Source organism: uncultured Campylobacter sp. (assembly GCF_938017775.1).
GTDB lineage: Bacteria > Campylobacterota > Campylobacteria > Campylobacterales > Campylobacteraceae > Campylobacter_B.
The window spans coordinates 55,669-79,236 of sequence record NZ_CALIIU010000012.1; the positions used below are offsets into that span (position 1 = coordinate 55,669).

General features: G+C 47.9%; 27 protein-coding genes and 1 pseudogene. 17 read left to right on the plus strand and 11 right to left on the minus strand.

Annotated features, from left to right (window positions below; translation table 11 throughout):
* Positions 1-53: 53 nt before the first annotated feature.
* From Q0537_RS02240 to Q0537_RS02265, 6 genes and pseudogenes are all read left to right on the plus strand, one after another.
* Positions 54-365 (plus strand): annotated as a pseudogene (locus tag Q0537_RS02240) (isoaspartyl peptidase/L-asparaginase); the annotation flags it as partial.
* Entirely contained in the window at positions 354-602 is a 249-nt protein-coding gene (locus Q0537_RS02245) for an isoaspartyl peptidase/L-asparaginase (RefSeq protein ID WP_299224827.1), read from the plus strand. The pseudogene Q0537_RS02240 and the gene Q0537_RS02245, both read left to right, overlap by 12 nt.
* 25 nt (positions 603-627) lie before the next feature.
* Positions 628-1,743 carry a WG repeat-containing protein gene (locus Q0537_RS02250; RefSeq protein ID WP_299224746.1) on the plus strand — a complete coding sequence of 372 codons (1,116 nt, stop codon included), beginning with the start codon at positions 628-630 and terminating at the stop codon, positions 1,741-1,743.
* A 315-nt stretch (positions 1,744-2,058) separates the two neighbouring features.
* Positions 2,059-3,552, plus strand: coding sequence for an RNA ligase (locus tag Q0537_RS02255; protein WP_299224748.1), 1,494 nt, complete (start codon positions 2,059-2,061; stop codon positions 3,550-3,552).
* 82 nt (positions 3,553-3,634) lie between these two features.
* On the plus strand, positions 3,635-4,231 hold the full coding sequence (locus Q0537_RS02260) for a phosphoesterase (RefSeq protein WP_299224750.1): 597 nt from the start codon (positions 3,635-3,637) through the stop codon (positions 4,229-4,231).
* Positions 4,232-4,288: 57 nt separating this feature from the next.
* Positions 4,289-4,459, plus strand: coding sequence for a hypothetical protein (locus Q0537_RS02265; protein WP_299224752.1), 171 nt, complete (start codon positions 4,289-4,291; stop codon positions 4,457-4,459).
* A gap of 725 nt (positions 4,460-5,184) precedes the next feature.
* Here Q0537_RS02265 and Q0537_RS02270 read toward each other — a convergent pair.
* The 3 genes from Q0537_RS02270 to Q0537_RS02280 all read right to left on the minus strand — a co-directional run bounded on the left by Q0537_RS02270 (position 5,185) and on the right by Q0537_RS02280 (position 7,833).
* Entirely contained in the window at positions 5,185-6,282 is a 1,098-nt protein-coding gene (locus Q0537_RS02270; protein ID WP_299224829.1) for a HAMP domain-containing sensor histidine kinase, read from the minus strand.
* 18 nt (positions 6,283-6,300) lie between these two features.
* Positions 6,301-6,963, minus strand: a complete 663-nt coding sequence (locus Q0537_RS02275) for a response regulator transcription factor (protein ID WP_299224754.1) — start codon at positions 6,961-6,963, stop codon at positions 6,301-6,303.
* A gap of 339 nt (positions 6,964-7,302) precedes the next feature.
* Entirely contained in the window at positions 7,303-7,833 is a 531-nt protein-coding gene (locus Q0537_RS02280; protein WP_299224756.1) for a DUF1104 domain-containing protein, read from the minus strand.
* Between the two features lie 198 nt (positions 7,834-8,031).
* Between Q0537_RS02280 and Q0537_RS02285 the strand changes: the two genes are divergently transcribed.
* Positions 8,032-8,205 (plus strand): hypothetical protein, encoded by a 174-nt coding sequence (locus Q0537_RS02285; RefSeq protein ID WP_299224758.1) that lies wholly within the window; start codon positions 8,032-8,034, stop codon positions 8,203-8,205.
* A 22-nt stretch (positions 8,206-8,227) separates the two neighbouring features.
* Here Q0537_RS02285 and Q0537_RS02290 read toward each other — a convergent pair whose 3' ends face one another.
* From Q0537_RS02290 to Q0537_RS02325, 8 genes are all read right to left on the minus strand, one after another.
* Positions 8,228-8,773, minus strand: coding sequence for a superoxide dismutase family protein (locus tag Q0537_RS02290; RefSeq protein WP_299224760.1), 546 nt, complete (start codon positions 8,771-8,773; stop codon positions 8,228-8,230).
* A 65-nt stretch (positions 8,774-8,838) separates the two neighbouring features.
* Positions 8,839-9,507: an ABC transporter permease subunit gene (locus Q0537_RS02295; RefSeq protein WP_299224762.1), complete on the minus strand. Its 669-nt coding sequence runs from the start codon at positions 9,505-9,507 to the stop codon at positions 8,839-8,841.
* Complete coding sequence (gene modA / locus Q0537_RS02300; RefSeq protein ID WP_299224764.1) at positions 9,504-10,205, minus strand: molybdate ABC transporter substrate-binding protein; 702 nt, start codon at positions 10,203-10,205, stop codon at positions 9,504-9,506. Before modA ends, Q0537_RS02295 begins: the two co-directional genes overlap by 4 nt.
* Positions 10,206-10,321: 116 nt before the next feature.
* Positions 10,322-11,173, minus strand: coding sequence for a ModD protein (modD, locus tag Q0537_RS02305; RefSeq protein WP_299224766.1), 852 nt, complete (start codon positions 11,171-11,173; stop codon positions 10,322-10,324).
* Between the two features lie 2 nt (positions 11,174-11,175).
* Complete coding sequence (locus Q0537_RS02310) at positions 11,176-11,673, minus strand: nitroreductase family protein (RefSeq protein ID WP_299224767.1); 498 nt, start codon at positions 11,671-11,673, stop codon at positions 11,176-11,178.
* 685 nt (positions 11,674-12,358) lie between these two features.
* Positions 12,359-13,024, minus strand: a complete 666-nt coding sequence (locus Q0537_RS02315; protein WP_299224768.1) for a tRNA threonylcarbamoyladenosine dehydratase — start codon at positions 13,022-13,024, stop codon at positions 12,359-12,361.
* Positions 13,017-13,796 (minus strand): 5'/3'-nucleotidase SurE, encoded by a 780-nt coding sequence (gene surE, locus Q0537_RS02320; protein ID WP_299224770.1) that lies wholly within the window; start codon positions 13,794-13,796, stop codon positions 13,017-13,019. Before surE ends, Q0537_RS02315 begins: the two co-directional genes overlap by 8 nt.
* A 426-nt stretch (positions 13,797-14,222) precedes the next feature.
* Positions 14,223-14,723, minus strand: coding sequence for a hypothetical protein (locus Q0537_RS02325; protein WP_299224772.1), 501 nt, complete (start codon positions 14,721-14,723; stop codon positions 14,223-14,225).
* A 68-nt stretch (positions 14,724-14,791) separates the two neighbouring features.
* Between Q0537_RS02325 and Q0537_RS02330 the strand changes: the two genes are divergently transcribed.
* From Q0537_RS02330 to Q0537_RS02375, 10 genes are all read left to right on the plus strand, one after another.
* A complete protein-coding gene (locus Q0537_RS02330) occupies positions 14,792-15,949 on the plus strand; it encodes a lipid-A-disaccharide synthase (protein WP_299224774.1) in 1,158 nt (385 codons plus the stop codon).
* A gap of 48 nt (positions 15,950-15,997) precedes the next feature.
* Positions 15,998-16,489 (plus strand): transcription elongation factor GreA, encoded by a 492-nt coding sequence (gene greA, locus Q0537_RS02335; protein ID WP_177388511.1) that lies wholly within the window; start codon positions 15,998-16,000, stop codon positions 16,487-16,489.
* Position 16,490: 1 nt separating this feature from the next.
* Positions 16,491-17,498, plus strand: coding sequence for an N-acetyl-gamma-glutamyl-phosphate reductase (gene argC / locus Q0537_RS02340; protein ID WP_299224776.1), 1,008 nt, complete (start codon positions 16,491-16,493; stop codon positions 17,496-17,498).
* A 43-nt stretch (positions 17,499-17,541) separates the two neighbouring features.
* On the plus strand, positions 17,542-18,276 hold the full coding sequence (locus Q0537_RS02345; RefSeq protein WP_299224778.1) for a metallophosphoesterase: 735 nt from the start codon (positions 17,542-17,544) through the stop codon (positions 18,274-18,276).
* A gap of 31 nt (positions 18,277-18,307) precedes the next feature.
* Positions 18,308-18,931 (plus strand): phosphoserine phosphatase SerB, encoded by a 624-nt coding sequence (gene serB / locus Q0537_RS02350; RefSeq protein ID WP_299224781.1) that lies wholly within the window; start codon positions 18,308-18,310, stop codon positions 18,929-18,931.
* Entirely contained in the window at positions 18,924-19,931 is a 1,008-nt protein-coding gene (locus tag Q0537_RS02355) for a transaldolase (RefSeq protein WP_299224783.1), read from the plus strand. Before serB ends, Q0537_RS02355 begins: the two co-directional genes overlap by 8 nt.
* Complete coding sequence (locus Q0537_RS02360; protein ID WP_298785727.1) at positions 19,931-21,148, plus strand: PilT/PilU family type 4a pilus ATPase; 1,218 nt, start codon at positions 19,931-19,933, stop codon at positions 21,146-21,148. The genes Q0537_RS02355 and Q0537_RS02360 overlap by 1 nt, the downstream gene beginning before the upstream one ends.
* Positions 21,149-21,397: 249 nt before the next feature.
* Positions 21,398-21,934 (plus strand): 50S ribosomal protein L25/general stress protein Ctc, encoded by a 537-nt coding sequence (locus Q0537_RS02365; protein ID WP_299224785.1) that lies wholly within the window; start codon positions 21,398-21,400, stop codon positions 21,932-21,934.
* An 8-nt stretch (positions 21,935-21,942) separates the two neighbouring features.
* Positions 21,943-22,500 carry an aminoacyl-tRNA hydrolase gene (gene pth / locus Q0537_RS02370; protein WP_299224787.1) on the plus strand — a complete coding sequence of 186 codons (558 nt, stop codon included), beginning with the start codon at positions 21,943-21,945 and terminating at the stop codon, positions 22,498-22,500.
* Positions 22,497-23,543, plus strand: a complete 1,047-nt coding sequence (locus tag Q0537_RS02375) for an LptF/LptG family permease (RefSeq protein ID WP_299224789.1) — start codon at positions 22,497-22,499, stop codon at positions 23,541-23,543. Before pth ends, Q0537_RS02375 begins: the two co-directional genes overlap by 4 nt.
* Positions 23,544-23,568: the final 25 nt, after the last annotated feature.

The following is a 23,568-nucleotide window of genomic DNA, read 5'->3' on the forward strand; positions in this document are numbered from 1 at the left end:
TTTTTTCGAAAGGATGAGATATGAAGCACTTTTCACTCTCAAAGGCCATTTTTATGGCGGCGAGTCTGGCCCTGCTCGGGCTAACGGCTGCGAATGCGCAGGAGAAATTTTTCCCGGTTATCGTCATTCACGGCGGCACCAGCGGGCTTGATCTAACCAAAGAGGAATTTAAAATCCGTGAGGAGCCGATGAACCGGGCGCTTTTGGCAGGTCAAGCCGTGCTTGAACGGGGCGGCACCGCGATGGATGCCGTAACGGCGGCCATTATGGTGCTTGAGGACGATCCGAATTTCAACGCGGGCAAGGGCGCGGTATTTACCGCCGACGGATTTAACGAGCTTGATGCCTCGATCATGGACGGCTCGACCAAAAAAGCGGGCGCGGTCGCGCTAGATAAAAACGGTAACCTAGCCGCGGCGACCAGCACAGGCGGCATGATCAACAAAATTACCGGCCGCATCGGCGCGTATCAAAAGGGTAGCGACAAAGAGCTAGACCTTGCTATCTCGAAAAAAGAATTTATAGATAACTTCCCAAAACAAGACGCCGAAGAGGGATTTAGCTTCGAGCAGACGCAAGAGCTGCTGGGCGGGATAAATTAGCCTCAAATTTACAAAAAGGGCAAAAATGAAAAAAATTTTAGTGGTACTTCTCTTAGGCTTGCTCGGTCTTGAAGCTAAGATAATTGGGCAGGGTGAACTAGCGGACTACGGGCTGGTTTTTGCGGATGGCAATGCCGTGGATAAAGACGGCAACATAAAAGCTGTAGGTAAAAATTTTATGGTCACGGGAACCTTTTCTGACGGTCTTTGCGTGGTTTTTATAGGCGGACAGGCCTTTTTTATGGACGAAAACGGCAGATTTGCCTTACGTTTGGCGCCCGGTATGGACTTTAAAACTAGTTTTACCGAGGGGTTAGCGGGCATTGTCAAAAACGGTAAATTCGGCCTCATAGATAAAACAGGTAAGGTCGTAGTAGAACCCAAATTTGACGATATGGGTATAGCCTTTAAAGATGGCGCGATACTCGTGGGCGAGATGAAATGCGGCAGGATGAAATACGGTTACGTGGATAAAAGCGGCAGAACAATCATTCCTCTGCGCTACGACGAGGCAAGGTCGTTTTCCGATGGACTAGCCTCGGTGCGCATCGGCGATAAATGGAGCGTGATAGACAAAAGTGGCGCTATCGTTTCAAAGCTAAATTTCAACTACCCATTAAAGTTTACAGAAGGCTTAGCATCCGTCAAATTTAACGGACTTTATGGCTTTGTGGACAAGGACGCAAGCGTCGTTATAGAGCCTAAATTTGAATTAGCATCGCTCTTTAGCGAAGGGCTAGCGGCCGTAAAATCGGGCGGCAAATGGGGCTTTATAGACAAAAGCGGAAATTTCGCGATAGAGCCGCGTTTTGACGAAGTAAATAAATTTAAAGAAAAACGTGCCGTGGTAAGGGTCGGCGAGCTGTGGGGTATCATAGATAAAAGCGGTAAATTTATCCTTGAGCCGCAAAAATTCGACTATATATTTGGCGAGTTTTACGGCGGAATGTTAAATTTCAGGGTAAATAGAAAAAGCGGTTGCCTAGACATAGACGGCAAGGTCGCCATAGAACCAAAATTCGATAGCATATTTGTTTTTGAGGGCAACGCGACGGCCGCTAGTGTAGACTACAAAAGCGTGTTTATCGATAAAAAGGGCCGAATTTTGCCTATTTCTTACTACTTTGAGATAGAAGATTGAGGTAAATTTGCGACGGTTTTGGCAAACGCTTTGCTTTTTTTTTAAACTAACGAGCTACATTCAGTCGCTAAATTTCTCGGCTTTATGTCACATAAAGCCCAATAGACCTATTTTGCCAAAAAATAACGTAAATTTAATTTTTACAATACGAGTTAAATTTAAAAATTTACATACTAAATTTTATCGCAGGCAATAAAACTTCGGTTGTCTTAATTTACTTTCATTCGTATTTAACTTTTGCCTAAAATTTTGCACACGATAGAAAAATATACGAATTTCAGGTAGAATATCGCCACATAAAATCAAGGCGGTAAAATGAGAAAATTTATAGTCGTTCGCGGACACGCGGGCTCGGGTAAAACGACTTTCGCAAAAGAGAAAATTAAAGAATTTAAAAACGAATATCCGCAGGCGCAAATTTATCATCTGGAAAACGATATATTTCTAACCGATGAGGCAGGAGTTTATACTTGGTCGCCGAAGCTTTTGGAGGACGCGAAGCGCAAGGTCGCCCGCGAGATAAAGCAGGCGTATAAATTTGCCCTGGAAAACAAGACCAAAGACGTTCTTGTCGTGCTTAGCAACGTGAGCGCGCGCACCAAAGAGCTGCTAAGCCTAAAAGAGCAAGCCGTCCAAAATGGATTTATTTTCGAGTGCTTTAGAATGCAAAATTTCTTCGCCTCCGAGCACGGCGTCGATGAAGATACCGTGATAGCGATGTTTATCAAGGTCGCAAACAACAAAATAGAAGGCGAAATTTTGATCCCGCCCGTCAATCCTATGAGCGAAAGCGTAGCGCAAAAGATTAAAGACGCGGCGGCTCTAAACAGGCGCGATCTACCCTTTGATGCGGCGCAAAATACCTACGTAACGAAAAAATATATCGCCGCCACGCAGGATAAAAGGCTCTGGAGTGCGCGTCAAAGCGAGCTTTATCCCGAGCTTCGCACCTATAAATACTCAAAACGCGTCTTTTTCAAAGCCGATTGGGATAAGGCGCTGCTTGAGATGCGCGGGCTTATAATGGACGATGATCTAAATATCATCGTGCGTCCGTTTAAAAAGGTCTATAACTACTCGGAATTTACCTCGCGCAAAAGCCTTTATCCTATCGATATCACAGACGATACGCCCGTGCTTGCCGTGCGAAAGGTAAACGGCTTTTTGGGGTGTTGCACCTACGTAGATACCCACGAAAGCGGCGCGAGCTTTAACCGCCGCATCATCTACTCTACGACGGGATCGACCGATAGTAGATTTGCACAGATGGCGCGCGAGCACTGCTGCAAATTTGAAGAGATTTTCAAACGCTATCCAAATAAAACTTTTTTATTTGAGATCACCGACGAGAGCGATCCGCACATCGTAGAAGAGGAGCTAGGCGAGACTTTTATCGGACTTATCGACGTTAAAACCGGCGCGCAAGCAAGCGAATTTGAGCTGGATAAGATCGCTGCAAGCACTAACGGAGTACTAAAAAGACCTTTTTATAAAGAGGGCGAGCAGTATCTAAAAACGAGCTTTGCGGAGCTAAAAAATATAGTCAAAGAGGCGAAATTCGAGGGCTTTATGGTGTATATCCCAAGCCAAAATGATTTTTGCTTTAAGATGAAAACGCCTTATTATCTCGTGAATAAATTTTTCGCTCGCAGTAAAAACGAGGCGCTTTCCGGCAAACTGGATAAAACCAAGCTCGATGAGGAATTTCACCCATTGGTCGATCACATCAAAGCAAACGAGCGGGAATTTAGATCCCTTGACGAGCAGGGCAAGCTAGGCTTTATAAAAGAATTTTTAGAAAAAATTTAACGATTAGCGCGAATATTTGACGCCGCGCAAATTTACGTAAAGCTTAAATTTGATGCAGCGATTAAAGCTTAAAGGAAAAATGATGATATTTTTTACCTCAGATTTGCATTTTTATCACGGCAATATTATGAAATACTGCCCTAAATTTAGGGCTTTTAACGACGTAAGCGAGATGAATGAAAAGCTAATAGAGCTCTGGAACGCTGTAGTGGGGCCCGAGGATACGGTTTATGATCTGGGCGATTTTGCATTTTGTAATAAATTAAAGGATCTAAAAAGCGTCGCGCGTAGGCTAAACGGCTTGCATGTGTTGATTTTAGGCAACCACGATACGCTCATCAGCCAAAACAAAGAAGCGCTGCTACGCGAGCTAAAAGAGGACGGAAATCCTATCTTTAGCGATATCCTGCACTACAAGGAGCTAAATTTTGACGGCGGCGCGGGCGCGATGAAGGACGGCAAGGCGGGTATGAGCATCTGTATGTTTCACTATCCCGTGGAGGAGCACAACCACGCCTCGAGAGGTTCTTTTATGCTTCACGGACACTTGCACGACCGCGCTTCCAGCCTAAAGGGGCGCATACTAAACGTAGGCTTTGACTCGCATGGCAAAATTTTAAGCTTAGACGAGATCGTGCAAATTTTAGGGCAAAGGCAAATCGCGGCAAGATATTCGTGATCCTGGCTAAACACGGACAGCCACAGCATTGATTTAAGCGTAGCCTACTGCAACATCTTGCAAAAGCACCCGCATAATACGGGAATAGGCAAAGGGCTCGGCGGCATCTTTATCGATAAGCACGCACACACAGGCTTTGCGTGGACGAAAGATAAGCTCGGCATGTATCACGGCGAAGCAAGGCTCGGAGCCAAGCCGATCGTTTATTGGCCGCTAGGGGAGAAATGATAAAATTTAAGCAGGCGGCGGATAGCGCGGAGGTCGTAAGAGCGCCCAGCGAGAGATGATCAAATTTAGCCTCTTTTGTCTCGTTTGCTCTTTGACCCCGCGTAAATTTTAAAATTTGCCGCGCGTTTTAAAAAGGATCGGCGTGCGTTTTAAAGGGCGGCTATGCGCTTAAAATAGCTGCGTCGTCCGTTTTAGATAAGCTCTACTCTGCTTCGGCAGGGCAGAGCTTATCTAAATTTTAAAATTTACCCGCGTGTAGTCCGCGCCAACTCGCCGAGCGGCAAGAATGGGAAGCGGGATAGCTTCCGTTCGAGTATCAAAACCCAAAATGCGTGCCTTTTGTGCGGGCTATGAATACGGCATGTATGAGATAGCAGGGCAAGGGCGAACTTAACGCGCGCCGCGAAATTTTCACGAAATTTTGCCGATTGTCGCGCACGATTTTATCTAAGCTACTGCAAATTTTATCCCTAGCCGCCGCAATCTTGCCTGAGTTCATATGGAGTTTCAGGAAATTTTGTAGAATTTTACGCTTTGTATTCTGCAAGCCGGCGGGCGAAATTTTGCGGACGCGACCGAATTGCATGCACAAATTCCGCCGTCAAATTATACTCTGGCGCAAATTTTTACGAACTGAATCGCTAGCTAAATTTAAACCCACGCGGTTAAGCCTAGCAAGCCCGCCTGCTAAAATTTCGTTCGCGCAGAATTTCATTTGGGTAAAGTTAAAATTCCAGCCGAAACTCCGTCTCTCCAGGCTCGCTTCTGCACGAAATTTTAAGCCCGAGCTCGTCGCAGTATTTTTTCACTATAAAAAGCCCGATGCCAAAGCCGCCGTTACGTTCGTCAAAGCGGGTGTAAAGCTCAAAAATATGCGGTAGATTTTGCTGCGCGATGCCTGCGCCGCTGTTTTTGATGCGAAGCGAACGCTCGCGCAGACTCACCTCGACGCAGCCGAGCTCGTCGCAATATTTTATCGCGTTGCCAAGCAGATTATCGATGATTTTTCGTAGCTTAAACTCATCTGCGCAAAAGGCTACCGGGCGCAGATTGGCGCTTAAGCTTATTCGCTTCTGCTCCGCAGCGATGCCGAAATACCTGATACGGCTTTGCACCAGCTCGCCTAAATTTACCTCTCGCCCGCTGCCGCTTTTGTTTAAGCTTAGCGCGGTTAGGTCTTCAAACAGCGCGTTTATCGTATTTGCGCCCGTCTTGATATTGCCCAGATATTTTTTCGGTTCGGTTTCAAAAAGCTCGATACTCATCAAAATCACGCTAAGCGGGGTTTTTATCTCGTGCGTCGTGTCTCGGATGAAGCCGTCAAGAAACTCGATCTTTTCGTAAAGCGGGCGTAGCGAAAGGCGGATGATAAAATACGCGATCAGCAAAATAAGCGCCAAAACAAGCGCGCTCGCGGCTAAAATTTTAAGCTTCAGCGCCGCTAGCTTGCCCTCAAGCGCCTCCGTTTTGATCGCTATGTAATACTCCGTGCCGTCCTTGCCGGTGAGATTAAACTGCTCAATCCTGCTAGTCCCCTCCATATACACGCGCGGTGCGTCATCCTTCGGCTCAAAATCCCGCGCGATCTCATCGCTGCTATTCAGATCCACCGCGTATGCCTGCATGGCGTCAAAATCGCTCTCGTTTAATCGCCCGCCGCGCGCGAGCTTGGCCTCTAAGCCGTGTTTAAAATCCCTGATCGCAAAGGCATCGCGATCCGTGATAAAAAACTTCTCCCGCTCGTAAAATATGCTGCTTACCAGCGCTAAAAACAGGACGCTAGTAAGAGTGTAGAGTAAAAAAATCGGTAAAATTTGACGCATTTTGGACACGGCGCGCTCCTAAATATATTTGTAGCCGAGTTTGGAAGCGTTTATGATGCGATCTTTGCCTAAAATTTTTCGCAGCCCGGCGATATAAACGCGCAGGCTAAGCTCGCTCGGGCTTTCGTCGTAGTCCCACAGCGCGGCGAAAATTTCATCTTTGCTAAGGAGCTTATCGCGGTTTTTTAGAAGCAGCGCAAGAAGCCTCGCCTGCTTTTGCGGCATCGGCACGAGCCTGTCTGCATGATATAGCGCGCACTGAGCCATATCGAAGCTAAAGCTTCCGCCGATATTTTCGCGTCTGGCGGCGTTGTGGACAAAGGTGCGCTTTAGTAGATTATCCGCGCGCAGAGCCAGCTCTTTTAGCTCGAAGGGCTTTTTGAGGTAGTCGTCGCAGCCGCTTCTAAAGCCGCTTTCGACGTCTTGCAGAGTATTTAGCGATGTCGTGAAAATACACGGTGCGGCGCGCCCGGCCTCGCGCAGCTCGCGAAGTAGCGCAAAGCCGCTGCCGCCGATGATTTTGACGTCGAAGATCCACAGATCGAAGCTCTTTTCGTACGCTAAAGAGAGCGCCTCGTCATAGCTTTTGCTACCGCTTACCTCGTGCCCCGCGCCGCGCATATAGGTGCACATCATGTCTAGCAGCATCCCCTCGTCCTCGACGATCAAAACTCTTGCCATAGTTCATTTCCTTGCGTAGAATTTTTGAAATTATACCCTGTGAAATTCCGCGTAAAATTTAATTGCAAAATTTCGCGGCAAAATTTTATCGCAGCGAAACAGCGCGTCTTAGCTCAAAAGTATGCTTACTAAATTTAGGTTTGTAAGATTGCTCGCCTAGTATTATTGTTCGTGCGGCACGCCGAGCAGCGCAAGAAACTAAAATTTCACGATATAAAATTTTCACACCGCATAAATTTCAAGCTAAAATTCCGCGTTCAAATTCTCGCGCCATGTTTCGATAAAACGAAATTCCGCGCAAGTGCTGCGTGGAACTACGTAGCTTGCGCGCAGGCGGCACTACTGCGCCATAGGGCACGGAGCGGCGCCAGCATTTTGATTGCACGGCATCTCGCCTCTTGGCGGCATTGCCGGACCCGCGCCGCCGCCCATTCCTTTATGCGGCATATGACCGCACTCTCCTGGAGCCGCCTGCGATCTGTGCGGACCAAACCCGTGAGCGGGCCTTTTAAATTTGCCGAAATTACCGCGATCCTTAAGCTCAATATCCAGCCTATCTGCCTGCTCTACGCTTAGCTTGCCCGCCTGAGCGTTATAGTTTTGTCTAAACTCATCTAGGAATTTCTCGCGATCCTCGACGCTCATAGCGTCCAGTTTCTTTTTAAGCTCCGTTTTAAATCCGAGCTTGAGATCCCTTGCCTGCGCTCTTAGCTCGCCCGCGCGCTTATCGATCTCAAATGCCGCTTCGCTTAAGCTCTTGGCGTCGGCGCCCGCGACTGCGGCATTGATCTGCTCGGGGGTGCTTGAGCTAAAATCTGCGGCGAACAGCATGCCAGCGACTAAAACGCTTGCTAAAACAATCTTTTTCATTCTCTCTCCTTTGTGAAAGTTAGCGTGATTGTAGGAAAAAGTCGTGAAGAAAAAGTTAAGTAAAGCCGCACCGTCAAAATAACTCGGCGTCGTAAATTTAAAGCTTTGATTTAAATTTAGAAAATTTTACGCTGTAGCTACAGCAAAACAAAGCAGAAGCACAATGCGCGCAAACGGAGTTAAAATTTTAAAATTTAAGTGGGAGGGGGCGCAGCGCGTAAATTTAGCATAAATTCGCACTGCATAGATTGCATTAAAAGCCCGCCATTCGTAAATTTAACGGCAAAGCGGGCGTATCTCGGCGCTGCAGACGGCGAAATTTCATCGCGTAAATTTAACCGCAGGGCTGCTAAATTTAGAGATTGCGGATGATTAATTTCATCCGCAACGAAGCCTATTTTATAACGCCGCAGACCATTCTAGCGCCGCCGCCGCCGAGCGGCTTCGGATGGTCGCTGTGGTTATCGCCGCCTACGTGAACCATCAGCGAGTGGCCTTTTAGCTCATCTAGGCTCTTGATCTTCGGAGCTAGCACCGGATAGACCGCATTGCCCTCGGCATCGACGAAAAGCGCAGGCAGATCGCCCTTGTGGCCGCTATCGTCCCAAGCAAACGAGTGCTTTTTGGTATCGCTCGGATCCCAGTGGCCGCCCGCTTTCATGCCTAGGCCCTTCTCGGTCGCGCCGCAGTCGGCGTTTTGATGCACGTGAAAGCCGTGCGCGCCGCTAGCAAGACCTTTTAAATTCGGGAAAAACGCCACGCCGTAGTTCGTCTCGACCGCTACGACTTCGCCGACGGTTACGTTGCCCTTCTCACCCAGCTGTTCCATCGCGATGACGAGGTGCTTGCCCGTCTTAGGGTCAAAATTTTGCATATCGCCGTGCTCGTGAGCGATCAAGGCGCTTGCGACTAAAATTGATGAAATTAGAAATTTCTTCATGATAAATCCTTTAAAATGAAATACGAGTGTAATTTTATCCAAAAATACTTAAAAAATAATTTTTCTTATTTAGATAAATTTCGCTTTTTATCTAAAAGGTTTATCGCGAAGAATAAAATCAAGCTGAAAATCACGAGCAAAAGGCTTAAAATCAGCGCCCGCTCGTTCTCGCCGTCATACACGGCATTGTAGATCGCAAGGCTTAACGTATCGGTCTTGCCCACGATATTTCCGCCCAGCATCAGCGTGATGCCCACTTCACCAAGCCCGCGCGAGAGCGCTAAAATAAGCGCGGAGCCGAGCGTCTTAAGCGAGCTAGGAAGGATGACGAAGAGGAAAATTTGAGCTCTATTTTTGCCCAAAATTTGCGCGGCTTCGATTAGGCTTTTCGGAAACAGCTCAAAGCTCGCGCATACGGGCTTTACAAACAGCGGTAACCCCACCAAAAATGCGGCGATTACCAATGAAGAGAAGTTAAAAACGATGCCTAAATTTAACGCAGAGCCGATAAATCCGCTCTTTCCGAAGATATAAAGAAGCAAAAATCCCGTCGCGATCGGCGGGAAGATGAGCGGAAAAATCACTAAAATTTCGACGATTTTTTTAAATTTAGCTTTGCTGAAAGCTAAAAAATACGAGATTGCTAGCCCTATTGAAATCAGTAGCAAAAAGCTGCAAAACAGGGCTTTGACGCTTAAAAGCAAAGGATGCGCGATCCAAGCGATGTCGCTCATTTAAGGCCGAATTTTGAAAAAATCTCTTTTGAGCGATCCGACTTAAACTCCTTCATCACCTTTTCGCAAAGCGCCTGCTCGCCGCACGCGCTAAGCCTTGCGATGCCGATGTATGCGGGGCTGTAGAGGCTCTCGTCGATGTAGATGATCGAGCCGAACTCATCTTTTTTGGCGACCGCTTCGGTGCTGTTGATAAAGCCCGCCTGCACCTCGCCGTTGATGACGTAAGCGAGCACCTGCGGCACGCCCGCGACGGCTAAAATTTTATCTTTTACCGCGTCCATCTTGGTGTTTTGCAAAAACTCGTTCGTCCTGATACCGTAAATCGCCTTTTTAGGATCTGGCATCGCGATTTTATCGAATTTTGCAATCTCTGAAACATCGTTTATTTTGATATTTTTCGGTGTCACCAAAACTAGCGTGCCGCGCCCGACGCGTTCAAATTTAGTGATATTTAGATCGCTTTTTTTCAAAAACGCCTCGTCGCCCACGATGAATGAAATTTTATTCTCGCGCGATTGAATGACGAGCTGGCCGAGGTTTGCAAACGATCCCGCCACGTCCATGCCCTCTTTTTTCAAATTTTCGATCACGGCCGAGACGGGCTTTTTGTGCCCGCCGCCGGCTGCGATTATCAGCTGATCCGCGCAGAACGAAACGCTTGCCGCAAGCGCCAAAATAAAAGCAATTTTTTTCATGAAAATCCTTTTTTTGAAATTTTAAGAATTCTACAAAATATACTCTTATTTATTAATAAATCGCGCTTTTTATCCCTTGGCTTAGCACGCCGCGCCTTAAATTTAAAATTTAATATTTAGATAAACTTTATCTTTCCGCTAAGATCGCACACGCCCTGATTCCAAACCGCCGAGCTTACGAGCACGTCCGCGCCGGTAGCTGCAAACTCGGCGCAGTTAGCTTTATTTATGCCGCCAGCGGCGCAAATTTTAATCTGCGGCGCCGTTTCATCTCGCCTCAAAACGCAAGCTCTAAGCTCGCCAGGGCTCATCTTATCGCACATTATCGCATCCGGCGCGTAACTTAAAAGCTCGCTAAATTCGCGCTCGCTCGCCACTTCGATCATGATCTTTCGCTCGGGCGCGCGCTCTTTAAATTTAGCGATCTGCGCGCAAAACTCGCTAAAGCTTGCAAACGCGCGAATATGATTTGAAAAAAACAGGACGCTGTCGTGCAGCCCCAGGCGGTGCATCGTTCCGCCGCCCGCGATCAGCGCATTTACGCAAAGCTCCTTCGCAAAAGGAAAGCTCTTGCGGGTCGCACCCAGCACGCAGCGCGGACTAACTTCTCGCATCAGCGCAACCATCTCGTGTGCGTAGGTTGAAATTTTGCAGGAGTACTCAAACACGATCTGAACGATCTTCCAAGCTTTATGTAGGCTCTCGAAGCTCCCCCGCGCGCTAAAAATTTCATCCCCCGCGCAAAATGCGCTTCCCTCACGCGCTAGCTGCTGCGTCTCGCAACCAAAGCGCGCCACTACCTCGCGCGCGATCCCCCCGCCGCTAAAGATCAGATCCTGCCTCGTTACGATCGAAAGCCGCGCGGGCGCGTTTAGATCCACGAAGTCCTGCAAAAGCTCGGTCGTAAGGTCCAAAAACGCGCCGTCGCTAGCGATAAGATCGTCGATTTTACTCTGTGAAATAAACATCTCTAGCCTACGAAGTGAATTTTAGCGGGCTCAAAGCGCGAGTGCGCCTTTGTGACGCGAGACGGAAAGCCCAAAGGCATAATGCAAAACGCCTCTAAATGCCCAGGCAGATCTAAAATTTCTCTTACGCGCTCCATTGCGTAAATATCGGGCGCTACGCCCAGCCACGTAGTGCCAAGCCCCAAATGGTGCGCCGCTAGCCAGAGATTTTCTGCCGCACAAGCGCAGTCGTAGCGAGCGTAGGGCTGGAATTTTAAGCCGCTTTTACGCGTGCAGACCACGATCGCAAGCGGCGCGTCCTTCGTGCAGCCGCCGTAGGTGCCGACGCTGCTAAGTAGCGTAAGCGTGGTGCGGTCGCGTACTACGTAAAATTCCCATGAGCGCTGGTTTCCCGCGCTAGGGGCTTGCATCGCGGCTTTTAGCACGAGCTCGATCTGATCGTTGCTCGGCATTTTTTCGGTAAAATTCCGCACGCTCGTGCGTGTAAAAATTTCATTCATCGCTGCTCCTTTAAATTAAATTTCTAAATTCCGCTTTTTGCGAGCGGTAAAAAATGGAATTTAGAAGTAAGCTTGCCGCTGCGTTTGCTTGAGCCTTGCTTACGCTTTACGCTATTTAGGCGCTACGCGGCGGCTGATGCGCACTAGGTTTTGCTTGCCTGAGCGCGCCTCTTTTTGCATCAAAAAGCGCAAAGTCGCGATAAAATTTCAAATCGCACTGCTATGAAAATCCGCCGCAAAGGACGGCTGCACAAACTTAGCTTGCTTAAATTTCACTCACGAGCAAGCTTGCGACCCGCCTATTTAGATTTTTAATCCTAGGCTGCTATCTGCGCTTGTTAAAACTGCGCGCCGTATACATTGACCTACGTGCGTAGCTTGCGTGGTCCTTAAATTTCATCTCGCACGCAAGCCCGCGCCGATCTTTGCGGATAAAATTTTTATCATTCGCGGCAAATGAAATTCCGCCTTCGCGCCGAGTAAATTTTATATTCGTCGATGGGTAAAATTTAACTTTTGCCGTTTTAAATTTTAACTGTACACGCACTGCGAAATACCGGCTGCGTCGTACCGCATGCTAAGCGCGCTCAGATCATCACAAGCTCAAAATATATAAAATCTAACCGCAAAACCCGACCAGACGGAGCCGTGCGCCGAAACGCTATAAAATTTTAAGTGTTTAAATTTATCGCTCGCCTATCAGCCTACGCACGACGTAGCTTGCGATGAAAAGCCCGAAGCTCGCGGTAACGCCCATGAAGCTACCCATCGATTTGACGCGCGGCGGCTCGCTTGAGCAGACGACGTCAAAATCGCCCGCAAAGCCGCGCTTTCGCAGCTCATATCTGATCTTGCGCGCGAGCGGATCGCCTTGCGTCCGCCAAATTGAGCGGATTTCGATTTTAGCGGGATCGAGCCTCTTTGCGCCGCCCATCGAGCTTATGAAGCCCGTGCCCGCCTCGCTACAGCGCAGCGCAAGCGCGATCTTAGCGCCCACGTCATCGATCGCATCGATTACGAAATCAAATTTTGCCAGATCAAATTTCGATAAAAATTCCTCATCAATCCTAGCGGCGATCGGCGTTACGCCTTTAAATTTGCGCGCGAAAACCTCGCATTTTAGCTCGCCTACGTGCTCGCTTCCAAGCTGGCGGTTTTGATTAGTGATCTCGAAGCGATCGCAATCAATCACACTTAGATTTACCGCGCCGCTGCGGTATAGCGCCTCTATCGCCGCTCCGCCTACGCCGCCGCAGCCGCAGATTAGAATTTTAGCGTTTTGCAGCCTTGCGAAATCCTCGCCGAAAAGCAGGCGCGAGCGCGAAAAGCGGTCTATTACGACCTCACTCATTGTTTCTCATCCACCTTTCTAGCGCTCTCATCTGCTCGTACGCGGTCAAATTTAGCTTGATCGGACTTAGCGTCGCCCGCCCCTCAAAAAGCACCGAAATGTCGCTGTTTTCGTTCCTACTCGCATCAAAGTCGAACGTGGATTTACCGAGCCAATAATACTCAATTCCGCGCGGATTGCGGTTTAGCTGCGCGTCGGTATCGTAGAGCTTCTCGCCGCAGGGCGCAACCGAAAGCCCCTTAAAATCCTGCTTTGAGACGGCAGGGACATTTAAATTTAAAAACTGCTTCGGCGGCAGAGGAAAGCCTTTATTAAAGATTTTCTCGACCAATTCCACCGCGAGCTCGCACGCGAGATCAAATCCGTATCGCTGCAGCGAATCCGCGACGTAAAACTGGCTCACCGCAAGCGCGGGAATGCCTTGCAAAACCCCCTCCATCGCGCCTCCGCAGGTGCCTGAATAGGTCACGTCCTCCGCGACGTTGGCGCCGTGATTTATGCCGCTTATCACAAGATCGGGCTTGCGATTATACAGCGCGCGAAGCGCCAAATACACGCAGTCTGCGGGCGTAGCGTCGTCGAGTTTGAAAAATCCGTCGTCGAGCTTTACAAATCTAAGCGGGCGCGTGAGCGTGAGCGAGTGCGAGCATGCCGATTTTTCTGAGCTTGGCGCTACGATGGTGACGTTTGCGACCGATCTTAGCGCGCTCGCGAGCTCCAAAAGCCCGCGCGCTTCGAATCCATCGTCATTGGTGATTAAAATTTCTTTCATATTCTCTCTTTAGCTAAAATTTCACGACAGACCTATCAGAGCGGAATTCTGTCTGTAAAATTTTAGCGCTTAATTCTTTACTATGCAAAAATTGCTATTTAGCTTGCGTGGCATAAAATTTCATCGTGCCAAATTTTTTCGCAAAAATTCCATCACGAAACTTAGATCGCAAAATTCATAGAAAAATTCCGTCTTTTTACTACGAAATTTTATCTTTTTTCGCTACAAATTTTTATAGCTTTTTATAGCCTGACACGCAATTTCATCGCCTAAATTTCACTTTCGAAATTTCTTAAATTAAATTTTGCGACCGCACTCCGCAACTCGCTGCAAAATTTGTCTTTTAAATTATCGTAAAATTTTACACCACGAAATTTTGCTTTCGCGCCGATGTAAATCCGCGGCATAAAATTACGCTAGACTTATCTATAACCCTGCTTTGCGGCATATCTCCTCGCTCACCTGCGAATCAAGTAGGTGCGAGCTCGGATAATCGTAGAAAAATCGGTGCACTTCACGCACTCCGCTTCGCAATAAAGCTCGCGTACTAGGTGCGTTGCAGTCATTTTCGGTAATATCCTTGGTTAGCAATTTGAGATATTTTTGCCGATCGGAGCTTTTCAGGCTCGCCCAGCCAGGGCTTAGCGAGTAGGCATAGATCAGATCACTTCCTTGTGCGCTAATTTCTTCGAGGAAGGCAAACTGCGCGACCTTAACATGGGGCTTAGCGCCGCCTACGTCTGCTGCGATCTCGCTAGCTGCGGCTTTAGCGACGAGTGCGGGCGAGCCTAGCTTACTAAGCGCCTCAAAACGCGCTGTTACTGCGGGATCCTCGGTGACTTGACGCTTTTGGTATTTAGCCGCGCCGCAACCGCCCAGCAACATCGCGAACGCGCTGCATAACGCTAAAATTTTAAAATTTCTCATCTTAAATCCTTTGTCGGCTTAATTTTAGCACATTTTGCTATAATTAACAAAAATTCAAAAGGCCAAATTTGAAATATTTAATCTCTTGCCTAGAACCCTCTGCGAACCTGCATTTCAAAGAGGTTCTAGCGCATCTTAAAAGGCTCGATCCCGCTTGCGAGATTTGCGGAATTTTCGATGAAAAGCTGGGTTCGCCGATATACAAAAGCAGCGAATTTTCGGCGATGGGCTTTATAGAAATTCTGCCGCTAATTTTAAAAGCCAAGCGTGCGATAGCGCAGATGACGCGACTTGCGGCGGAGTGCGATCGCGTGCTTTTGATCGACTCGCCCGCGTTTAATCTGCCGCTTGCTCGCGCGATCAAAGAAAGCGGCGCGCGCGCGGAAATTTCATATTATATCCTGCCGCAGGTTTGGGCATGGAAGCCGCGCAGAGCGGAGAAGCTGAAGGCATTTTGCGACAATCTGCTCTCCATCTGGCCTTTTGAGGCGAAATTTTTCGGCGCGGACTACGAGGTAGATAAAGGCGCTGCACCACAAGAAGCAAAAGATAAAGATGCTGCGCCGAAAGAGGATGCCACGCACCAAAGCAGCCAAAGCGCTAAAACCGCAAAATACTCTTTCGTGGGACATCCGCTGCTTGATGAGATAAAATTCCAAAAAACAAGCTACGAAAAACAGGACAAGATCGCCTTTATGCCGGGCTCACGCAGAGCTGAAATTTCAAGACTGATGCCGATTTTTAGAGCCCTTGCGCCTAAATTTGAAAATAGCGAGCGAGTCTTGATAATCCCGCCGCATCTGATGGATCAAAGAGATGAAATTTACGGGCCTCCGGACGGCTTTAGCATCGTAAACGATACTCCTGCTACGCTTAAGGATTGCGATTTTGCCTTCATCTGCTCGGGCACGGCAACGCTTGAAGCAGCGCTCATCGGCACTCCGTTCGTGCTGTGCTACAAAGCGCGCGCGTTTGACGTTTGGCTTGCGCGAAAGCTCGTAAAGCTAAAGCACGTGGGGCTTGCAAATATTATTTTTGATTTTTTGGGCGAGGAGCCTCTGCACGAGGAGCTTTTGCAATCCGAAGTAGGCACGCAAAACCTACTCGCCGCATACGAGCGCTGCGACGCCGCGAAATTTAAACTTGCGAGCGAGAAGCTGCGAGATTATCTGAAATTCGGCTCCAGCGAAAACGTGGCAAAAATTTTAACGCAGCCCGCGAGCTAAAATTTTAAGGCTAAAGCTTATATAATTTGATAAAAAGAAAGGAAGATTATGACGACAGAACCAATGACGCTTTACGGATATGAAAAGATCACCTCCGAGCTCAAAGAGCTTCAGAGCGTGAAGCTGCCTCACATCGTGCAGCAGATCGACATCGCGCGCGGACACGGCGATCTGAAAGAAAACGCCGAGTACCACGCAGCGCGCGAAGAGCAGGCGTTTTTGCTCTCGCGCATCGCCGAGCTTAGCGACATCGTCTCTCGCTCAAAGATCATCGATCCTTCGACCTACGAGCACGACCGCGTAAAATTTGGCTCTACCGTTACCTTTATGGACGTGGAGACCGAGCGGGAGGAGGTTTACACGATCGTAGGGCTTAGCGAGGCGGACATCTCGCGCAAGCTCATCAATATTAATACGCCGCTTGCGCGCCAGCTTTTAGGCAAAGCCGAGGGTGATGAGGTGGTGCTTCAGCTACCATCAGGCACACGCGATGTGGAAATTCTAAGCGTCGAATACAAGCCGATTAAATTTGAGAATTAGCGTGAAAAAAGTAGGCATCATCGGCGTTAGCGGCTATACGGGGCTTGAGCTGATTAAGGCTCTACTTTCCCACCCGGGCTTTGAAATTTCGTATTTGGGCGCTTCAGCGCAGGGCGAGATAAGCGAAATTTTCCCGCAACTTCGCGGGGTTTTGCAGATGCCCGTAGAAGCCGCGGACGCTCGCGTTGCGGCGCAAAGATGCGATCTTATTTTTTTGGCGCTGCCGCATGAAAAAGCGATGGAATTTGCCCGCGAAATTTTAAAATTTAAAAGCGTCAAAGTGGTCGATCTATCGGCTGATTACCGCCTAAGCCGCGAGCTTTACGAGAAAAATTACACCGCGCATTTAGACCCTCGTAATTTAGCCCACGCCGTTTACGGACTGCCCGAGCTAAATCGCGAAAAGATCCGCGCCGCCCGCCTTACGGCAAACCCGGGCTGCTATCCCACCTGCTCTATTTTGGCGCTCGCGCCGTTTGTGCGGCTACTCGATCCCGCCCTCGGCGTATTTATCGACGCAAAAAGCGGAGTAAGCGGCGCAGGTAAGGCTCTTAAAGCAAGCAGCCATTTCGTAAGCGTAAACGAAAACGCGGGCGCCTACTCGCCGATCTCGCATCGCCACGCAGACGAGATCAAGGAGCAGCTGCAAATTTTAAGAGGCGGCGGATTTAGCACGCTTTTCGTGCCGAATTTGCTGCCGATTACGCGCGGAATGCTGGTTAGCGCGTTTGGCGTGCTGCAAAAGAGCGTGGACGCAGAGGCGGTGCTGCGGGAATTTTACGAAAACGAGCCTTTCGTGCGCGTCCGTAGCGAGCCCGTGAGTATAAAAAACGTCGCAGGAACGCACTTTTGCGATATTTTTGTAAAAACTGCGGGCGATAAAATTTGGATCAACTCGGCGATCGATAATCTTTTGCGCGGAGCATCGTCGCAGGCGGTCGCAAATGCAAATTTAATGTGCGGATTCGCCGAAGCTACGGCACTGCCGCGTATCGCGCACGGAATTTAAGCGATGAACTTTTTCGCAAAAGCCGTTACGCGCGGGAGCCTAGATGCAAAATAATCAAATTCAGGCGATAAAACCGGGCGCGATCTTTATCGGCGATGCGCACGCGGGCGCGAGCAGACCGCAATTTTTGAAATTTCTGCGCGCACTGAAGGCTGAGCCTACGCCGCCACCCCAAATTTTTATGATGGGCGATATGTTTGATTTTTTGGCAAACACGACCTACGTGCAGCGCTTCTACAAAGAGGAGATCGCGCTAATAAACGAGCTGTCGCGAAAATGCGAAATTTTTTACTTCGAGGGCAACCACGATTTTAATCTGCGCGAAATTTTCCCCCGCGCAATAGTTTATCCAAACGCCGCGCAGCCCGTTAAATTTATCTACGAGAGCGACGAGGCGGTGCAGATCGCGCACGGCGATCTGTTTTTGCCGCGTCTGACGCAGTTTGCGCTGCTTTCGCTGCGAAATAGAACTTTTCTGAAATTTATGGACCTGCTCGATCGCGCTTTAAAATTTAAAATTTCAAAGACGATCTTAAAATCACAAGAGGGGAAAAACCTCTACAGAAAAATGCCAAATTTTAAGGATATAATCGCGCCTAAGATCGATTTTTACGCGGCAAATTTAATCATCGAGGGGCACTACCATCAAGATGAAATTTTATATTTTGGCGAAAAAAAATATATAAATTTATGCTCATTCGGGGCCGGGAGCAAAATTTACGAGGTCGCAAAAAGCGAAAAATTTATGCTAATTCCAAAAAACTTAAACTTAAATTAGCTATAATTCCTAAATTTTTGCGAGGATATTTATGATAAAGCTTTGTGTTTTCGACTTTGATTCTACGCTGATGGATGGCGAGACGATAGGTTTTTTCGCCGCTAAAATGGGCACGCAGCGACAAGTCAGCGAAATTACGAAGCGTGCGATGGCGGGCGAGCTTGATTTTTTCGAGAGCCTTAGCGAGCGAGTGGCGCTGATAAAGGGAATGAAGCTTAGCGATGCCAAAGCTATCGCAGAAAACCTGCCTTTTGTTTGCGGCGCTAGCGAGATCATCGCGTATCTGAAAAACAAAGGCATAAAAGTGATTGTCTTTAGCGGCGGATTTCATCTAGCCACGGACGCCGCGCAGAAAAAACTAGGTTTTGACGCGAGCTTTGCGAACTATCTGCATGAAAAAAACGGAATTTTAACCGGGCTTTTCGGCGGCGAGATGATGTTTGGATACTCAAAAGGCGCGCTGCTTGCACAGCTTAAATCGCTGATGGGTCTAGAGACGAGCGAGGTAATGTGCGTGGGAGACGGCGCGAACGACGTTTCGATGTTTCGCGAAGCGGGACTTAAAATCGCCTTTTGCGCGAATGAAATTTTAAAAGAGCACGCGAGCGTCTGCATTGAAAAAAAGGATTTGAAGGAGATTATGAAATATGTATGATAAAGCCCTAAATTTCAGCCTTTGGTGCGACTTTTTGGAGCGCGATTTTATCGATAAAGATTTCGACGAGCTGATCAAAAAAGGGATAATTAACGGCGCTACTTCCAATCCCGCGATCTTTAAAAACGCGATCCTAAGCTCCCCGGCATACGATGCGGCCAAAGAGGAATTTAGAAAAAAAGAGCCTAAAAAGCTGTATGAAATTTTAGCCACCGCAGACATCAGAAGCGCGGCGGAGAGCCTACTTAAAAATTTTATCAACGGCGATGACGGCTTTGTAAGTATCGAGGTTGATCCATATTTCGCAGACGACGCCGAGGCGATGTACCGCGAGGGCAAGCACTTATACGGCACGATCGGCATGCCAAACGTTATGATCAAAATCCCCGCGACCAAGGCAGGCTACGAAGCGATGCGTGATCTGCTAAAAAAGGGAATCAGCGTAAACGCGACCTTGGTTTTTTCGCCGGAGCAGACCGCAAAATGTATCGAGGCGATAAAAGAGGGGATCGCAGGCTTTCGTCGCTACTTTCCAAAGGCAAATTTACCAAAAACCGTAATTAGCATCTTCGTTAGCCGCTTCGATAGGTTACTGGATGAAAAAATGGCTGCGGCGGGCCTTCCTACCGGCAAAATCGGCACGATGAACGCTTCAAAATGCTACAATATCATCGCTAAAGAAAATTTAAATTACGTAAAACCGCTGTTTGCGAGCACGGGCGTAAAAGGAGACGATCTGCCAAAGGATTACTACGTAAGCGAGCTAATGTATCCGGGCTGCGTAAACACCGCGCCGCTTGAGACGATAGAGGCTTTTATAAGCGGCGATCAAAAACCCAAAATGCCGCCGAGCGATGACGAGATAGAGCATTTTTTCGCGCGCGTAGCGGATGCGAAGATCGATATGAAAAAGGCATATAAAAAGCTGCTGGATGACGGATTAGTGGTCTTTGAAGAAGCATTTAAAGAGATAATAAAAACACTTAAAAAGGAGAAATGATGGCGGGTTCTATAGATTATTCGCAGTATCAAGTTGACGCTTCTACGCTGGATTTTAAGCAGCGAGATAGGCTAAATAAATATTTGGAATTTCTAATCCAAAACGGCGGTAGCGACCTTCACATTAAATCGGGCGCGGTTATCAGAGGTCGTATCCACGGCGAGCTAGTAAAATTCAGCAAAACGCCATTTTTGAAAGAAGACGCGATGACGCTAGCTAAGGAGCTTCTCATCACGCGCTTTCCTGAGCTTATCGAGAAGAAGAGCGTGGATTTTACCTATAAGCTAAACGAAGATTATCGCTTCCGCGTTAATATTTTCTTTCAGATCGACGGTATCAGCGCGGTTTTCCGAACGATACCGGTTAAAATTCCAGAGATCGACGATCTAGGTCTGCCGCCTTCGATCAAAGATATTTGTGACACGGCTATGCGCGGCGTCGTGCTACTTACGGGACCTACGGGAAGCGGAAAAACGACAACGATCGCAAGTATGATAAATCGTATAAATAGGCAAAGAACCAGCCACGTCGTTACGATCGAGGATCCCGTCGAGTTCGTATTTAAAGACGATAAATGCATCATCAATCAGCGCGCTATCGGCGAGGACTGCAATAACTTCGCAGATTCGCTTCGCGCTGCGCTGAGAGAAGACCCGGACGTTATATTTGTGGGCGAGATGCGCGATTTGGAGACGATCGAGACCGCACTTCACGCCGCGGAAACGGGCCACTTAGTGTTTTCGACGGTGCACACCATCGATGCGAAAGAGACGGTAAACCGAATCATTGCGATGTTTGAGCAGGCCGAGCAGGAGCGTATCCGAATGACGCTAGCATCCGTCCTAGAGGCGGTCATCTCTCAGCGCCTTGCCCGTACTGTCGAGGGCAAGCGCGTAGCCGTCGTTGAAATTCTACGCAAAAACACGCGTATTAAGGATATGATACTTGATGCGCGTGACGATGAAATTCCTGACGCGATTGCCGACGGTCGCAACACCTACGGCATGCAGACCTTCGATCAGCACCTGCTCGATCTTTATAGAGATGGCGTCATTACCCGCGAGGAGGCGCTGGATAAGGCCTCTAAGCGAAACGACCTCGATCTGCAGATCAAAAACGTTGATCTTGCCAAAAAAAGGGATTTGGCGGCAGAATCCGGAGAGAGCGCCGAAGAGATGCTCGCCGGCGAAGTCGTACAGCTAAAAGAGATCCGCTAAGTCATAAATTTTAAAATTCTAAATTTTTGCAATTTAAAATTTTAAAGAATTCTGCCTGCCGCCGCTCAGGCAGAATTCTATTCGTTTGCCCGTGCATATACGAGTATGTCTTGAGTTCGCATGATTTAGCGTAAATTTAATCGGCTAAATTCCGTGCGGCTTTACTTCTAAGTTTCATCGTGGCGCTTAAATAGATTTAAAGCAACATTTAGCTATTATCACGCTTCATTTTTTCACAAAGGAAACCTAATGTTAGAAGGTATCGTTAGAGATAGTATCGGTAAAAGGGCTTCAAAATCCCTAAAACGAGATGGTTATCTAATCGCTAATATTTATGCGAAAGGATTTGAAAATATTAACGCAGCGTTTAAAGTAAACGACTTTATCAAGGCTATGCGCGCAAAAGAAGATCTTCCTTTCGAGGTTAGCGTGGGTGGTAAGACATATCGCGTTATAGTGCAAGAATACCAAAAGCACCCCGTCACAAATACCCTAACTCACGTAGATTTGCGAGTAGTTCAGGATGACGTCGTAAGCAAATATTTAGTGCCGGTTAAAGTAACTGGCATCGCTAAAGGGCTAAAAAACAAAGGTATTTTGGTGCAATCCAAGCGCCGTATCGCCGTAAAATGCGCCGGCAAAGACCTACCGAACGCTTTTACGCTGGATGTGACCGATCTTGACGTAGGCGATTTTCTTTTAATCCGCGATATCCCGGTAAAAGAGGGCGTCAACATCATCCTAGAAGGCTCGGTAGCGGTAGTCGGAGTTACTTCGGCTAAATAGGGGTGCCTATGATACTGATCGCAGGACTTGGGAATCCTGCTCAGAAATACGCAGACACTAGACACAACGTCGGATTTATGCTAATCGACGAAATTTTAAAGACGGGCGGCTTTAGCGAGCTCGGCTCGTCTAAATTTCAAGGCGAGCTCTTTAAAAAGGGCTCGCTTCTTCTTTTAAAACCCCAAACTTTTATGAACTTAAGCGGCAACTCCGTAAAGGCGACGAACGATTTTTACAAACCGGAGCGCATCATCGTGGTGCACGACGATATAGATTTGGATCTGGGCGCCGTTAAATTTAAAAAAGGCGGCAGTAGCGGCGGGCACAACGGCATCAAATCGATCGACGCGCTAATCGGTGCAGATTACGAGCGCGTGCGTATCGGCGTGGGCAAAAAACGGCAGGACCAGGATGCGGCAAATTTCGTGCTCGGAAATTTTAACGAAAGCGAGCGTGAGAAGTTGAGCGAAATTTTGCCCTACGTCGCGCGCGCGGTAGAGGAGCTCATTTGCTCGGATATAGAGCAGATCGCGCAAAAATTTACGATTAAAAAGGCTAGGGTGTGAAGTTATACGTAAAATACGCGGCTCTTTCCTATCTGAAGTATTTTTTTATCCTTCTAATAGCCCTTGAGTGCTTTTACGTAGGCATCGATGTGCTTACCAATCTCAAAGATTTTCCTTCAAGCGCAAATACTGCTCTTTTATATATCGCCCTAACAGCCGCAGTCGCGCTTAGCTACACGCTGCCGCTAAGTCTTATTTTTGCGCTTATTTTGATGGGCTTTAATATGATCCGTAGCAACGAGCTGGTGAGCTTTTATGCGCTTGGGGTTAGCAAAAACGCTCTGATAATCCCTCCATTTTTGATCGCACTTGCGATTACTGTGGGCTTTATAGCTTTAAATTCTACCCCGTTTGCATACGCATTAAAATTTCAAAAGAATTTAACCGATTTATCGCCTACGGGGGGAGATATGTTTTTGAAATTTGAGGGTAAATATATCTACATCAAGGCTTTAAGCGGCAAAAACGCAAATGATATAACGATCTTTGATATGGGTGATAACTCCGTTGCTTCACGCTCGCACGCAAGCTCTGGCGAATACGCAGGCAAAATTTGGCATCTGCGCGACGTAAATACCACGACTTTACCAGCGCAGCTTAAGCTTGGAGGAAGTGGATTAAAAAGTAAGCTTAGCGCGCAGAGCGAGGCGCTTAAGGGCTTTGATCCAAGCTCGATTGCAAGCGTTTATGATACGAGTAATGTATATTCGATCAGGGATGCTCTGCGTTCGATCCGTACCTTTTCGCATCAAGGCGTGAATATCTCCACCATAAAAGCAAGCCTTTATAATATGATATTTTTTCCATTGTTCGCGCCCTTGGCGGTATTGGTGCTGTATTATTACCTGCCCGTTACGGGGCGATTTTTTAATCTCGCGCTACTAAGCTTTGGATTTTTTATCGCTACGCTATGCGCTTGGGGCGTGCTTTTCGTGTTAATTAGGTTTTCTCTCAACGGCGTCATCATCCCAGAACTTGGCATTATCTTGCCCATAACAACGCTATTAGGCTTTGCAGCATTTTTGGTTTTTAAGCATCGTTAAGCCTTGATTTGTTAGAATGGCGCAA

What these genes read in the sequence shown, in the direction of transcription:
- Q0537_RS02245 (WP_299224827.1), top strand. Translation starts at nt 354, where the DNA reads ATGGACGGCTCGACCAAAAAAGCGGGCGCGGTCGCGCTAGATAAAAAC.
- Q0537_RS02295 (WP_299224762.1), bottom strand. Translation starts at nt 9,507, where the DNA reads ATGAGCGACATCGCTTGGATCGCGCATCCTTTGCTTTTAAGCGTCAAA.
- Q0537_RS02310 (WP_299224767.1), bottom strand. Translation starts at nt 11,673, where the DNA reads ATGAATGAAATTTTTACACGCACGAGCGTGCGGAATTTTACCGAAAAA.
- Q0537_RS02360 (WP_298785727.1), top strand. Translation starts at nt 19,931, where the DNA reads ATGGCGGGTTCTATAGATTATTCGCAGTATCAAGTTGACGCTTCTACG.
- Q0537_RS02250 (WP_299224746.1), top strand. Translation starts at nt 628, where the DNA reads ATGAAAAAAATTTTAGTGGTACTTCTCTTAGGCTTGCTCGGTCTTGAA.
- Q0537_RS02365 (WP_299224785.1), top strand. Translation starts at nt 21,398, where the DNA reads ATGTTAGAAGGTATCGTTAGAGATAGTATCGGTAAAAGGGCTTCAAAA.
- Q0537_RS02315 (WP_299224768.1), bottom strand. Translation starts at nt 13,024, where the DNA reads ATGAGTGAGGTCGTAATAGACCGCTTTTCGCGCTCGCGCCTGCTTTTC.
- pth (WP_299224787.1), top strand. Translation starts at nt 21,943, where the DNA reads ATGATACTGATCGCAGGACTTGGGAATCCTGCTCAGAAATACGCAGAC.
- Q0537_RS02260 (WP_299224750.1), top strand. Translation starts at nt 3,635, where the DNA reads ATGATATTTTTTACCTCAGATTTGCATTTTTATCACGGCAATATTATG.
- Q0537_RS02270 (WP_299224829.1), bottom strand. Translation starts at nt 6,282, where the DNA reads ATGCGTCAAATTTTACCGATTTTTTTACTCTACACTCTTACTAGCGTC.
- surE (WP_299224770.1), bottom strand. Translation starts at nt 13,796, where the DNA reads ATGAAAGAAATTTTAATCACCAATGACGATGGATTCGAAGCGCGCGGG.
- serB (WP_299224781.1), top strand. Translation starts at nt 18,308, where the DNA reads ATGATAAAGCTTTGTGTTTTCGACTTTGATTCTACGCTGATGGATGGC.
- Q0537_RS02355 (WP_299224783.1), top strand. Translation starts at nt 18,924, where the DNA reads ATGTATGATAAAGCCCTAAATTTCAGCCTTTGGTGCGACTTTTTGGAG.
- Q0537_RS02275 (WP_299224754.1), bottom strand. Translation starts at nt 6,963, where the DNA reads ATGGCAAGAGTTTTGATCGTCGAGGACGAGGGGATGCTGCTAGACATG.
- Q0537_RS02345 (WP_299224778.1), top strand. Translation starts at nt 17,542, where the DNA reads ATGCAAAATAATCAAATTCAGGCGATAAAACCGGGCGCGATCTTTATC.
- modA (WP_299224764.1), bottom strand. Translation starts at nt 10,205, where the DNA reads ATGAAAAAAATTGCTTTTATTTTGGCGCTTGCGGCAAGCGTTTCGTTC.
- modD (WP_299224766.1), bottom strand. Translation starts at nt 11,173, where the DNA reads ATGTTTATTTCACAGAGTAAAATCGACGATCTTATCGCTAGCGACGGC.
- Q0537_RS02255 (WP_299224748.1), top strand. Translation starts at nt 2,059, where the DNA reads ATGAGAAAATTTATAGTCGTTCGCGGACACGCGGGCTCGGGTAAAACG.
- Q0537_RS02290 (WP_299224760.1), bottom strand. Translation starts at nt 8,773, where the DNA reads ATGAAGAAATTTCTAATTTCATCAATTTTAGTCGCAAGCGCCTTGATC.
- Q0537_RS02280 (WP_299224756.1), bottom strand. Translation starts at nt 7,833, where the DNA reads ATGAAAAAGATTGTTTTAGCAAGCGTTTTAGTCGCTGGCATGCTGTTC.
- greA (WP_177388511.1), top strand. Translation starts at nt 15,998, where the DNA reads ATGACGACAGAACCAATGACGCTTTACGGATATGAAAAGATCACCTCC.
- Q0537_RS02325 (WP_299224772.1), bottom strand. Translation starts at nt 14,723, where the DNA reads ATGAGAAATTTTAAAATTTTAGCGTTATGCAGCGCGTTCGCGATGTTG.